Origin of the sequence: Fictibacillus sp. NPDC058756 (genome assembly GCF_042746035.1) — a bacterium.
Taxonomy (GTDB): Bacteria; Bacillota; Bacilli; order Bacillales; family Fictibacillaceae; genus Fictibacillus.
Window position 1 is genome coordinate 1,998,858 of record NZ_JBHYPU010000001.1, and the last position, 13,650, is coordinate 2,012,507.

General features: G+C 39.4%; 12 protein-coding genes. All 12 read right to left on the reverse strand.

Features of this window, described 5'->3' with window-relative positions:
* Positions 1–9: 9 nt before the first annotated feature.
* The 12 genes from asd to infB all read right to left on the reverse strand — a co-directional run bounded on the left by asd (position 10) and on the right by infB (position 13,638).
* Positions 10–1,053, reverse strand: coding sequence for an aspartate-semialdehyde dehydrogenase (asd, locus tag ACFW35_RS10015; protein ID WP_379845472.1), 1,044 nt, complete (start codon positions 1,051–1,053; stop codon positions 10–12).
* A gap of 145 nt (positions 1,054–1,198) precedes the next feature.
* Positions 1,199–1,786, reverse strand: a complete 588-nt coding sequence (gene dpaB, locus ACFW35_RS10020) for a dipicolinate synthase subunit B (RefSeq protein WP_379845473.1) — start codon at positions 1,784–1,786, stop codon at positions 1,199–1,201.
* A gap of 5 nt (positions 1,787–1,791) precedes the next feature.
* Positions 1,792–2,685: a dipicolinic acid synthetase subunit A gene (gene dpaA / locus ACFW35_RS10025; RefSeq protein ID WP_379845475.1), complete on the reverse strand. Its 894-nt coding sequence runs from the start codon at positions 2,683–2,685 to the stop codon at positions 1,792–1,794.
* 579 nt (positions 2,686–3,264) lie between these two features.
* Positions 3,265–4,506: a M16 family metallopeptidase gene (locus tag ACFW35_RS10030; protein ID WP_379845477.1), complete on the reverse strand. Its 1,242-nt coding sequence runs from the start codon at positions 4,504–4,506 to the stop codon at positions 3,265–3,267.
* A 79-nt stretch (positions 4,507–4,585) separates the two neighbouring features.
* Positions 4,586–5,560, reverse strand: a complete 975-nt coding sequence (locus ACFW35_RS10035) for a polysaccharide deacetylase family protein (protein WP_379845478.1) — start codon at positions 5,558–5,560, stop codon at positions 4,586–4,588.
* A gap of 121 nt (positions 5,561–5,681) precedes the next feature.
* Positions 5,682–7,796, reverse strand: coding sequence for a polyribonucleotide nucleotidyltransferase (gene pnp / locus ACFW35_RS10040; RefSeq protein WP_379845480.1), 2,115 nt, complete (start codon positions 7,794–7,796; stop codon positions 5,682–5,684).
* 187 nt (positions 7,797–7,983) lie between these two features.
* Positions 7,984–8,253 carry a 30S ribosomal protein S15 gene (gene rpsO, locus ACFW35_RS10045; protein ID WP_379845481.1) on the reverse strand — a complete coding sequence of 90 codons (270 nt, stop codon included), beginning with the start codon at positions 8,251–8,253 and terminating at the stop codon, positions 7,984–7,986.
* Positions 8,254–8,392: 139 nt separating this feature from the next.
* Entirely contained in the window at positions 8,393–9,334 is a 942-nt protein-coding gene (locus ACFW35_RS10050) for a bifunctional riboflavin kinase/FAD synthetase (RefSeq protein ID WP_379845483.1), read from the reverse strand.
* A 24-nt stretch (positions 9,335–9,358) separates the two neighbouring features.
* Positions 9,359–10,270, reverse strand: a complete 912-nt coding sequence (gene truB / locus ACFW35_RS10055) for a tRNA pseudouridine(55) synthase TruB (RefSeq protein WP_379845485.1) — start codon at positions 10,268–10,270, stop codon at positions 9,359–9,361.
* A 374-nt stretch (positions 10,271–10,644) separates the two neighbouring features.
* Entirely contained in the window at positions 10,645–11,028 is a 384-nt protein-coding gene (gene rbfA, locus ACFW35_RS10060; protein WP_379833865.1) for a 30S ribosome-binding factor RbfA, read from the reverse strand.
* 31 nt (positions 11,029–11,059) lie between these two features.
* On the reverse strand, positions 11,060–11,338 hold the full coding sequence (locus ACFW35_RS10065; RefSeq protein ID WP_077361220.1) for a DUF503 domain-containing protein: 279 nt from the start codon (positions 11,336–11,338) through the stop codon (positions 11,060–11,062).
* The gene (infB, locus tag ACFW35_RS10070; RefSeq protein ID WP_379833863.1) at positions 11,335–13,638 is read right to left on the reverse strand and encodes a translation initiation factor IF-2; all 2,304 of its coding nucleotides are present in this window, start codon (positions 13,636–13,638) and stop codon (positions 11,335–11,337) included. Before infB ends, ACFW35_RS10065 begins: the two co-directional genes overlap by 4 nt.
* Positions 13,639–13,650 lie beyond the last annotated feature (12 nt).

The following is a 13,650-nucleotide window of genomic DNA, read 5'->3' on the forward strand; positions in this document are numbered from 1 at the left end:
TTTATGAAATTAAAGCAAGTTTAACTTGATCAAACTTTCTGCGATCTGTACAGAGTTATATGCTGCACCTTTTAAAAGATTGTCTGACACTACCCACATGTGGTAGGCGTTATCACGATCTAAATCTTTACGGATTCTGCCGACAAATACATCTGGCAATCCTGCTGCTAGTGCCGGCATCGGATAGATTTGCTCTTCTGGCTGGTCTTGCAATGTTACACCTGGCGCTGACTTTAATACTTCTCTTATTTCCTGAACGGATGGGTTACCATTTTCAAACTCAGCATATAAAGATTCAGAGTGTCCAGTTTCAACTGGCAGTCTTACGCAAGTGGCAGCGATCTCCAGATTTTCTAAGTGCATGATTTTCTTTGTTTCATTCATCATTTTTAATTCTTCAAATGTATAGCCGTTCTCTTCAAATTTATCAATCTGAGGAACTGCATTAAAAGCGATTTGATAATGTTTTTTATCCGAAGCACATGGCATGATCGATGCTTCAAAAGGCTCGTCGTTTAAAACGGCTTTAGATTGCTCTTTTAATTCCTCAACTGCTTTAGCTCCCGCTCCTGAAACAGCCTGGTAAGTGGAAACGATCACCTTTTTAAGGCCATACTTTTCATGAAGCGGCTGAAGCGCCACTACCATTTGAATAGTAGAACAGTTTGGATTTGCGATGATTCCATTATGCTTCAAAAGATCTTGTTCGTTAACTTCAGGTACAACCAGCGGCACATTTGGATCCATTCGGAATGCGCTCGTATTATCTACAACGATTGCACCTCTCTTCACTGCCTCATGAGCAAGCTGCTTAGAAACAGATCCACCGGCAGAAAATAAAGCAAGGTCAACCCCTTCGAATGCTTCTGGCGTTGCTTCCTGTATCGTATGAGATTCCCCGTTAAATGTGATGACCTGTCCTGCAGACCTTTTGCTAGCAAGAAGCGATAACTTTCCGATCGGAAAATTCTTTTCACTTAAAGTATTTAACATTTGCTGGCCGACTGCGCCAGTCGCACCTACTACGGCTACATGAAATGATTTTTGGCTCATCTTTTATTGACTCCTTTATTGTTTAAGGTAAGCTAGCTACAACAGAAGGAGAAACGCAATTTTATGGTTTCTCCTTGTTAATCCATATAATTTATCATATTTTATCATAAACTGGGCTGTTATGAACGGATTTTCTTCTGCTGTATTAATCTATCACCCTGAGTACGGGCTGAAGCTGCTTACCTTGTAAAGCGAGATCAATTGTTTCTATTAATGTATCCATATGTGCAACCAATGAATTTTGCTTTTTAACGGGATCATCCTGGCTGAATGGAATGAAATATATATTTTTTGTTGCCATAAGTCTCATTATGTTAACACCGTTTAAACCTAAACCATCATTTGTTGAGATGCCGAGAACTACAGGTTTCTGATTTCTAAGTGTTGCTTTTGCTCCCATAAGTACCGGGGAATCTGTCATTGCGTTGGCAAATTTACTGATTGAATTTCCAGTCAGTGGAGCGATAACCATACAATCCAATGGAGTCTTTGGTCCAAACGGTTCAGCTTTTACAATAGAATCTACAGGTTCATTGCCCGTAATATCCTTAATTTTTTCTGCCCATTCTCCTTCAGCACCAAAACGCGTAGTCGTTTGCATCACAGTATGCGTGAAAAAAGGCGTCACTTTTGCACCAAGGTCCACAAGCTTTTGGATTTGAGGAAAAACCGCGTCATAGGTGCAATGTGAACCGGTTAATCCAAAGCCGATATGCTTCCCATTAAAATCCATAAAAACTACCCCTTCCGCTTATAAAATTCATTGATTAACAGCTGCGAAAGTACATTAGCGACAATTTTCCCTGCTGTTTTAGGAGCTACTATTCCAGGTAATCCCGGAGCCAGCAGAGCTTTGATACCCCGCTTTTCTGCATACCGAAAATCTGTACCTCCTGGTTTTGAAGCCAAATCAACTATTAACGCATGTGACGGAAATTTCGATATGACATCAGCATTTACAATCTGTGTAGGAATCGTATTGATGCATACATCCGTCTCATAAACTTCATTTTTCAAATCATCTAGATGAAAAGGAATCATTCCCATTTCTGAAATTCTTGCCATATGCTCCGATTTTCTTGCTCCTACCTTTACATGTGCTCCTAGTGCCTGAAAAGTTCTTGCTACACTCATACCAACCCGGCCGAATCCAAGTACAACTGTGTTTGATTGATGAATGGTTATATCCGTATGCTGGATTACCATCATGATCGTTCCTTCAACAGTAGGTATGCTATTATATATAGCTACATCGTCTCTTTCGAACAATTTTGTAAGCTTCAGATTGCTGTTTGCTGTGATCGTATCAAGATAAGAATTGCTGATGCCTGAAAAAACCTGACAGTGACTCTTTGTTTTTTTCAGCATCTCTTCTGTTAAAATGATTTTCCTGTTTGAGAAAATAGTATCAATCTCTCCCTGCAGCCCCGTTCCACTTACAGGCAAAATAATGCTGTCTAACTTTGAAAAATCAACTTCATCTATATCCATTTTTGATGCGCCAGTAAAACCATGATCGAGCTGGTCATAGCCAATAAGTGTAAGTATCGCGTCTAATTCTGTTAACTTCCTGATTACTTCTAGCTGCCTCGCATCGCCGCCAAAAACAGCGATATGCAAATCCGTTAACATTCTTTCTCCCCTTTCTCCGTTGTTCCTTTTACTGCAGGGGAATTGCTATCCACGTTCATCATAATATGAACGCTCCGCCTATCTGGTTACTCAAAACCCCATTTTACAACGGCATTACTTTTTATCATTACGGTCACAAATTATAATTTTTACGAACTATTGGTATCAATCAACATCATTATATTCAGGAGCACCTGCCTTGTTTGGGGCATTAGTTAAACGGAACGCCCATTTTTTTTGTTAAAAAAACTGCCTGTGAAAGTAGTTGATCTCCGCTTCAGGATGCTCGCTTTCCGGGGGGCGTGCGGTGAGCCTCCTCTGCGCTTTGCGCCGTTAGGAGTCTCACATTCAAAGGATTTAGTTTTGCTCCTGCGTCTACAAGTTAATGCTACCGATGTGAGCTTCCTCGTCGCATGCCTAACGTGAAGCTTCTCAGGTGGTAGGCACGCACCTTACGCTCCAATCAACTTGTCAATGAAGTTTCTTTACTCAAAAAAATCATTAGCAAAAATTTTTAAAAACAGAGACAAAAATAAAAAATCCGGGAAAGATTCCCGGATTCTAAAATGTATCGTTATTTTATTGTAACCCCTTAGGCAGTTCCCCTTGAGGACTGACAAGTGATGCTGAGCAGCCTCCATTGAAAATATATTGAATCAGCTGGTCAACATCTTCCTTTGAAACTTTATCGATAGATTCTACCATATCATCCAATGTACGATGATAGCCTAAGATAAGTTCGTGCTTTCCATTTCGGCTCATGCGGCTGTTCGTGCTTTCTAGGCTAAGCATCAAGTTTCCTTTTATCTGCTCTTTTGAATTTTTCAATTCTTTTTCCGTAATTCCATTTTCGTTTAAGTCATCAACGATATTTGTGATTGTTTCATACAACTCATCGAGCTGATGTGGTGCGGTACCGCCATAAATAGTGAAAATTCCATTATCCTGAAACGCAGAATGATACGAAAAGACAGAGTATGCAAGACCTTTCTGCTCTCGCACTTCCTGAAACAGGCGGCTAGACATACTCGAGCCAAAAATATTGTTGAGTATTATCAAGCTGTAGCTTCGTTTATCTTTTAAAGAAAGGCCTGGAAAACCTAGACATAAATGAGCCTGTTCCGTTTCTTTCTTGCGTGCCAATTTTTCAGGGTGGAATATCGGAGAATTCATTTCAGCTTTAGCTAAAGAGCTCGTTTTGTAGCTGCCGAAAAATCCCTCTACGTCTTTGATAAAAGATTCATCTATATTCCCAGCTATTGAAATAACAACTTCTTCGGGAACATAATGTGTATTCATATAATCACGCAAAGTATTCCCTGTAAAAGTATGCAGCGTTTCTTCAGTACCTAAGATCGGAAAACCGAGTTCATGATTTTGAAAGCTTGCCCGGCTAAGCATGTCATGAACGATATCATCAGGTGTATCTTCATACATTTTTATCTCTTCTAATACAACATTCTTTTCTTTTAACAATTCACCTTCGTCAAATGTTGAATTAAAGAACATATCAGCTAGCACTTCAAGTGCGTATGGAGCATGAGTATCAAGAACTTTTGCATAATAACATGTATATTCTTTTGAAGTAAAAGCATTCACTTGACCGCCGATGCTGTCAAAAGACTCAGCAATTTCTCTGGCTGTTCTTGTTTTTGTCCCTTTGAAAAACATGTGCTCCAAAAAGTGTGATATACCGTTGTTCTTCGTATTTTCAAACCTGGATCCTGTTCCAATCCATACCCCTATCGCTACCGATCGTACGGTTGGAATATTCTCCAAAACGACGCGGACGCCGTTTGAACATGAATGTCTTTTTATCAAACTTGTTTCCCCCTAGCTGTCAAATCTGCCACTACTAATCATAGGAACAATATACCATTATCATAACTCCTATACAACTTTACTTGATTGATTTTGGAAGCAGTCTTTTTTCATCCATGAGATCTGAGACAGTTCCGATACTGAGTCCCTTATTTTTAATACCTTTAATAAGCTTCTCTAACCCCGTGGCTGTTGAGGCTGTTGGATGCATTAGAATCATAGCTCCAGGGTGTACCTTATTCAGAACTCTTTCAACCATCTCATCAGGATTTGGATTCCTCCAGTCTACAGTGTCGACAGACCAAAGAATTGTTTTCATATCAAGTTCAGCAGCTATTTGAACAACATCGTTACGGTAGCTTCCGCTTGGCGGCGCAAACCATTTAGGTGACTTATCCAAAGTGGCATTTATGACTTCATTCGTTTGTTTGAGTTCTTCGGTAATTCTCGTATTAGTCATTTTTTTCAAATCTGGATGTGAATATGCATGGTTGCCAATTTCATGGTTTTCTTCAGCAATCATTTTTGCCAGAGAAGGATTTTTCTTCACCCATGAACCATCCAGGAAAAAAGTGGAATGTACATTATTCTTCTTCATTGTTTGCAGCATACCCGGCAAATGCTCATTGCCCCAAGCTACATTTACAAGAAGGGTTACCATAGGTTTCTCAGGATTCCCTCGATAAATGGGAGAAGCAGGCAAGTTCTCTAAATGGATGGTTGGTTCTATTTGCTTTACAACTAATTTTTTTTCATCGAATTTATTTATTTTTTTCATTGCCTTAAAAGATTCTTCCATATCTACAACTAGTCCATTGTAGCCGGGAGTGGCTTTCCAAACAGGATCGATTTCAGCATTCTGAGGCGGCTTATTTAATTCCTTAGCTTTTTCTTTAATCTGTGCATAGATTGAATTTGATTTCATCTGTGAAACAGCCGTACTCTGTGCTTTAATGCTTTCGATGTAAGTGCTCGTAAATGGGTTATGCACTGAAATAGCTGTTGCAGTTATGATTAAAACGATGATGGTCCAGTGAAGAATTGATTTTTTCACATAACTCCCCTCCCTGTAATCAAGTTATGTACAACCTGTACAAGTTAGAACGTTATTGGAACATTAAGACAACAATGAAAAAGCCAGCCCTTGTGCAAGGCTGGCCTTTATTTTTATGGAATTAAACATTCTGCTGCTGTTCATTTTTCGCTTTTTCTTCTTTTAAGACTACTTTACGTGATAAGTTTACACGGCCCTGGTTATCGATCTCCGTAACTTTCACAAGGATTTCATCGCCAAGCTTAACGACATCTTCTACTTTACCTACACGCTCTTCAGCTAGTTCTGAGATATGGACTAATCCATCTTTACCGCTGAACAGCTCTACGAAAGCACCGAATTTTTCAATTCGCTTTACTTTGCCCATGTAATATTCGCCAACTTGAACTTCTCTTACGATATCTTCAATAATCTTCTTCGCCTTATTGTTCATCGGCTCATCAGTTGAAGCAATAAAGATTGTTCCGTCTTGCTCGATGTCAATCTTAACTCCAGTTTCTTCAATGATCTTATTGATGATTTTCCCGCTTGGCCCAATAACATCACGGATTTTGTCAGGATTAATCTTCATTGTTAAAATCTTAGGAGCATACTGAGATAATTGCGTACGAGACTCAGAAAGTGTAGAAAGCATAGACTTCAAGATAATCATACGGCCTTCTTTTGCTTGTGTTAGTGCTTCTTGAAGGATTTCACGGTTGATACCTGAAATTTTAATATCCATTTGCAGAGCAGTGATACCGTTTGGTGTACCTGCTACCTTAAAATCCATGTCTCCAAGGTGGTCTTCCATACCTTGAATATCTGTAAGAACTGTAACATCCTCACCATCTGAGATCAGACCCATCGCAATTCCTGCAACCGGTGCCTTGATCGGCACACCAGCATCCATTAGTGCCAATGTACTTGCACAAATACTTGCTTGAGAAGTAGATCCATTTGATTCAAGTACTTCAGAAACCAAGCGAATTGTGTAAGGGAATTCCTCTTCATTCGGAATTACTTGTTCTAAAGCGCGTTCTCCCAATGCACCATGACCGATTTCACGTCTGCCTGGTCCGCGCATAAATCCTGTTTCACCAACACTGAATGGAGGGAAATTATATTGATGCATAAATCGCTTCGACTCTTCAACACCAAGTCCGTCAAGAACCTGTACATCACCTAATGCTCCCAATGTACAGATACTTAATGCTTGTGTCTGTCCTCGTGTAAACAGACCAGAACCATGTGTTCGAGCTAAAACTCCTACAGTAGAAGAAAGTTTGCGGATTTCATCCGTTTTTCTTCCATCTGGACGGATTTTTTCTTTTAAGATTAAGCGTCTAACTTCTTCTTTGATAAGTTTATGTAGAATCTCTTTTGATTCATTAGCTTTTTCTTCATCTTCTTCATAACGAGAAGCGAGATTTGCACCAACTGCATCAAGGGCTTCTTGGCGTGCGTGTTTCTCAATTACTTTTACTGCTTCTTTTACATCGCTGCCGACAAATTCACGGACTTCCTGCTCAAGATCCTTATCAAGTTCATGAAGAACAATTTCCATTTTTTCTTTGCCGATTTCTGAAACGATTTCTTCTTGGAATGCAATTAACTTCTTAATCTCTTCATGACCGAACATGATTGCTTCAAGCATTGTTTCCTCAGAAACTTCTTCTGCGCCAGCTTCAACCATGTTAATCGCATGTTTTGTTCCTGCGACGATTAATTGAATATCACTTTTCTCGTTTTGTTCAACAGTCGGGTTGATAACAAACTCGCCATCAATACGCCCGACAGTAACACCCGCGATTGGTCCTTCAAAAGGAATATCGGAAATAGATAATGCAAGGGATGATCCGATCATTGCTGCCATTTCAGAAGAACAGTTTTGATCAACACTCATTACAGTGCTGACAACTTGTACTTCGTTACGGAAACCATCAGCAAATAAAGGACGGATCGGACGGTCAATCAAGCGGCTTGCCAATACAGCTTTTTCACTTGGACGGCCTTCACGTTTAATAAATCCTCCAGGGATTTTACCAACTGCGTATAAACGTTCCTCGTAGTTTACTGTCAGTGGGAAAAAACTTAAATTTTTGGGCTGTTTTGAAGCTACAGCAGTAGAAAGTACTGCAGTATCACCATATCTGACCATAACAGCACCGTTTGCTTGTTTTGCTAATTCTCCAATTTCGAACGTAAGCGTTCTGCCCGCCCAGTCCATTGTAAAAGTTCGTTTTTGTTGATCCATTTTACTTGGTACTCCTCTCAACACTTAAAAAATCCTAGTATTTTATGGTTCTATTATATCCTAACGTAGTCCTTCCTAAAAAGAAAAACTGTAAAGAATTTAGTAATATGTATAAAACATTTCTGATATGTCCGATATCGTATTACTTGCAATAAAAAAAGCGGGATTAAATCCCGCTTTTGTTGGATTAACGACGTAATCCTAGTCTTCCGATCAATTCGCGGTAACGCGTGACTTCCTTGTTACGCAGGTACGTTAACAAGTTACGGCGCTTACCAACCATTTTTAATAGACCACGACGTGAGTGGTGATCTTTCTTGTGTGTACGCAAGTGATCATTCAACTCATTAATTTGTTCAGTAAGGATAGCGATTTGAACTTCTGGAGATCCAGTGTCCGTATCATGTACCTTATACTCGCTGATTAGTTCGTTTTTACGCTCTTGAGTAATAGCCATCCTTTTCACCTCCTTAATATTAGAAACACCTATTACCGAGCAAGCGTCGGTGACTCGACTTGCCAAGCAACGGTTATTTTGCACATTAAAAATGTACATGTATTAGCATAGCCTGTTTAAGAAATAAATGCAAGTTTTTTTAACACATTGACTGTATGATCGATAATGTCTCGTTTTTATCTGTTTTTAGCTGTTCGATCAATTCATCAATAGAATTGAATTTCTTTTCATCCCTGATCCTTTTAAGCCAAGTAACACTAATCGTTCTCCCATAAATCTCTTTTTGAAAATTAAAAATATGAACTTCTAAAGAAGGCATTTTTTGATCATCTTTAAAAGTTGGCTTATAGCCCACATTTGCCATCGCATAGTACTTTTCTCCGTCAACATTAACTTCTACGGCGTAAACCCCTGTTTTTGGAAGGGTATAGACATCCGTGTCAAGATTAGCTGTAGGAAAACCTATTGTACGTCCGCGTTTGTCTCCATGTATGACAGTACCATTGAGTTTATATCTTCTGCCGAGATAATGAACTATGCTCTCGACCAGTCCTTCTCTTAGGCATTGGCGAATAAGGGTAGAACTTATTTTCTGACCCTTTTCTTCAATTTTCTCAATTACAGTTTGACCGAATTTGCCGTCAGCTTCATGAACCAGTGTTTCCACATTTCCTTTTCCATACTTGCCGTATGTAAAATCAAATCCTGTTACAACATGCTTTACATTTAAACCGATAATATACTGGTCAACAAAATCCTTTGTAGAGAGTGAAGCGAAATCAAGATCGAATTTCACAAGATAAAAACGTTTAACTCCCATACTTTCTAAAATCTTTTTCTTTTCTTCAAGCGGTGTGATATATGTCCAAGTTTCATCCGCTTTCCCTAAAACTACAGAAGGATGTGGATGAAAACTCATAACAGCTGGAATTGCTCTATTTCTTTCTGCAAGTTCAACAGCTGTATTTATCACACGCTGATGTCCGATGTGAATTCCATCGAAATAGCCTAATGCCAAGATTAATGGCGGGAGACTTTCTTTTTCATAATGATGAGGATGATTAATGACGATCGTTTCCAAAAACTCACCTACTAACCTGTTTCGTTATTCAATGGCTAACACTTTCGCTGGTTTTATCAAACCAGGTTTAGAAGGATGCAGCTGATAGATGGCTAGACATTTTCCTTCTTCATTATAAACACCAAACGGACTTTGTTCCAACTCTTTTGGTTTTGGGAGCACTGAGCCATTTCTTACTTGACCCTCAGTCTCCTCATCAACTGTCCATTTTGGAAAATGCGAGATTCCTCTCTCTAGTGGAAATAAGTAATTTTCCAAAGGTGACTCTGTGTTTTCCAGCTCTTCAAACGTGACACAATCGTTTAAAGTAAATGGACCTGAGGCTGTTCTTATCAGAGATGACATATGAGCGGGATAACCTAGTTTTTCACCAATAGCAACAGCGAGTGTACGGACATAAGTCCCTTTCGAACATTTTACTCTAAATGAAAAAACAGGATTTTCTTTACTTAAAGTATCCTCTGTATTCAGCAGTTCAAGCTCATGTATAGTAACTTTCCGTTTTGGCCTTTCGATTTGAATTCCCTGCCTTGCATATTCATAAAGTTTTTTCCCGTTAACTTTAACAGCCGAATACATTGGAGGAACTTGTTCAATCTCACCTGTAAGAGACTGCAAAATCTCTTTTATTTTTCCAAAGTATATATCTTCCTCTACTTGTTTTTCCATTACTTTTTCGCCATGTGCATCTTCTGTCTCTGTCGAAAAACCGAGCGTAACTTCACCGATATATTCCTTGCCATAGTCAGACATATACTCAGCAATTTTTGTTGCTCTGCCAATACAGATAGGCAGCACTCCTGTAACTTCCGGATCCAGGGTTCCCGTGTGTCCCACTTTTTTAGTTGAAAAGATTCTGCGTATTTTTCCTACACAGTCATGTGATGTCATTCCGGCAGGTTTTTTCAGTGCTAAAATTCCTTGCCTAAAAGTCATATCAATTTCTCCTTTTACATACCTGCATAAGTTAAATAATTTTGGCTGTTCGCAAACTCTGTTGCTATGTGAAGTGGTTGATTTCCGTTCCAGGATGCTCGCTTTCCGCGGGGCGTGCGGTGCCCACGGTGAAAGATATTTAGTGTTGCTCCTGTGTAATTAGAAAATCCTGCCGCAGCAAGCTTCCTCGTCGCATGCCTTGCGAGAAGTAAACTCAGGCAGCTGGCACGCTGCTCCCGCAGGAGTCTCGCATCTTCCACTACAATCAACATTGTCGACGAAGAGTATTTTAAAAAAAATCTTAGAAAATAGCCATGATGTATTTCAAGCAAAAAATGGATAGACAATTTATTTAATTGCCTATCCATTTCCTATTATGGTTTCGGATAATCTTCGTTTTCTTCGCTGTCTTCGTCATCTCGTTTAATCTCAGACAAAAGACTTTCGATCTTGCTTCCATAATTTAAGGATTCATCAAATTTAAAGAAGATGTCCGGTGTTTTACGCATGCGAATACGTTTTCCAATTTCAGTCCTGATAAAACCAGTAGCTTTAGCAAGACTGCGCAAAGTCTGTTCTTTTTGTTCACTGTCGCCAAAAACAGAAACGTATACAGTCGCTTGCTGCAGGTCACCAGTTACATCAACCGCCGTAACAGTTACAAAACCAACGCGGGGGTCTTTTAGTTTCCTGCCAATAATATCAGTAAGTTCTTTTTTCATCTGTTCCCCAACACGGTTGGAACGGATTGTGCCCATAATTTATACACCCCGTTTCTTGCCACTTGCCTTATAGCCACTCCACTTTAGAATCGGTTACTTCCAATTCGGTAATAGATGTAATCATTGCAAGTGCTCTTTGCAATTCTTTTTCTGCTATTATTTTGTCCGAAGAAACGGTTACCATACTTATCTCTGCCCGCTGCCATAAATCCTGGAATCCAGTTTCAGATACAGCAAGATTAAAGCGCTGCCGAAGTCTGTTAACCGCTTTTTGAACAACTGAACGCTTATCTTTTAACGACTGTGCTTCATATATGAAAAACTCAACCGTTAATAATCCGATCATTTTACTTTAATTTCTTCCATAATATAAGCTTCAATGATATCGCCTTCTTTAATATCATTGAACTTTTCAAGAGTAATACCACATTCGTATCCAGCTGAAACTTCTTTGGCATCATCTTTGAAACGTTTAAGTGCATCAATTTTGCCTTCGTAAGAAACAACACCATCACGGATCAAACGTACTGTGGAATCTCTCGTAATTTTACCTTCAGTAACATAACAGCCAGCAATTGTTCCAACTTTAGATACTTTAAAGGTTGTTCTTACTTCAACCTGGCCGATAACTTTTTCTTCGAATTCAGGATCAAGCATACCTTTCATCGCTGATTCGATTTCTTCAATAACGTTGTAGATGATACGGTGAAGACGAACATCAACCTTCTCAGCGTCAGCAGTACGTTTAGCACCTGCATCCGGACGAACGTTAAAACCGATTACGATTGCATTTGAAGCAGATGCAAGCATGATATCATACTCGTTGATCGCTCCAACACCTGAGTGAATAATTTTAACCTTAACACCTTCAACATCGATCTTTTGAAGAGAACCAGCAAGTGCTTCTACAGAACCTTGAACATCACCTTTAATGATGACATTGATATCTTTAATCTCACCTTCTTTAATCTGATTAAAGAGGTCATCAAGGTTAAGTTTAGAAGATTCTTTACGCTGAGCATCCTGTTGTTTCTTGAAACGGGATTCTCCGACTTGGCGAGCTTTTTTCTCATCAGCAAATACCATGAATGGGTCTCCAGCTTGTGGAACATCATTCAATCCCGTAATTTCAACAGGAGTAGAAGGTCCAACAGATTTAACACGGCGACCTAGATCATTTACCATCGCACGAACACGTCCGAACGTATGTCCAACTACGATAGCATCCCCAACATTTAATGTACCTGACTGCACTAGAAGCGTTGCAACAGAACCTCGGCCTTTGTCAAGCTGTGCTTCAATTACAGTTCCAGCAGCAGTTCGGTTAGGATTTGCTTTTAATTCTTCTACTTCTGAAACAAGGTTGATCATTTCAAGAAGGTCATCAATTCCGTCACCTTTAATAGCTGAAACGTTAACGAAGATTGTATCTCCGCCCCATGCTTCAGAAACTAGTCCATGTTCAGTAAGTTCCTGCATAACTCGGTCTGGGTTAGCAGCTTCTTTATCCATTTTGTTGACTGCTACGATAATTGGTACTTCAGCGGCTTTTGCATGGTTGATCGCTTCAACTGTCTGCGGCATTACACCATCGTCAGCAGCTACAACAAGAATTGTAATATCCGTTACTTGAGCACCGCGTGCACGCATAGTTGTAAACGCAGCATGTCCTGGTGTATCAAGGAAAGTAATTTGTTTACCGTTGTTTGTGATTTGGTATGCACCGATGTGCTGAGTGATACCACCGGCTTCCCCTGCAGTTACTTTCGTGTTTCGAATAGCATCAAGAAGCGTTGTTTTACCATGGTCAACGTGCCCCATGATTGTTACAACCGGCGGACGTACTTGCATATCTTTTTCATCGTCAACGACTTCATAATTTTCGAATTCCGTTTCATCAACGATAATTTCTTCTTCCACTTCAACATCATAATCAGCGGCGATTAGTTCAATCGCTTCTTTATCAAGCTCTTGATTGATCGTTGCCATAATACCAAGGCCCATTAGCTTTTTGATGATTTCAGAAGTATCTTTGTTTAATTTTTTCGCAAGTTCACCTACCTGAAGAGTATCAGTAAAGGTGATTTTGCTCGGAGTCTCAAGAACCTTCTTTTGAGGAGCTTGCTGCTGGCTGCCTCCGCCTCTGTTTTGTTTATTTCTGTTCTGGTTCTTGTTGTTATTGTTTCGGTTATTGTTATTTCTGTTGTTGTTATTCTGGTTTCTGTTGTTGCTGTTGTTGCTGTTTTTAGAATTGTTATTCTTTGCAGCATTTTGGCTATTTGAATTACCTGGCTTCGCCCCTTGAGTTTGCGGGCTTTTTGTTTGTGATGAGTTACGGTTATCGGTCTCTTTTTTAATTTTCATATTACTCTCTTTTTGAACTTCCTTTTTATTAGATTTGGTGTCGTTACCAGAGTTGTTTCTATTCTTATCTGTTTTAGGGAGTTGATTCTGATTTTTTGGTTTTGCAGGCTGATCTTTTTGTGCTTTTGAATTATAAGCTTCATCGAGCTTTGTTAAAGCAGCCTGATCGATCATAGACATATGATTCGCCACATGGACATCCATTGTTTTAAGCTTTTCGATTATGTCTTTACTTTGAACATTTTTCTGTTTCGCATATTCGTATACGCGTATTTTACTCATATGTTCACCCCC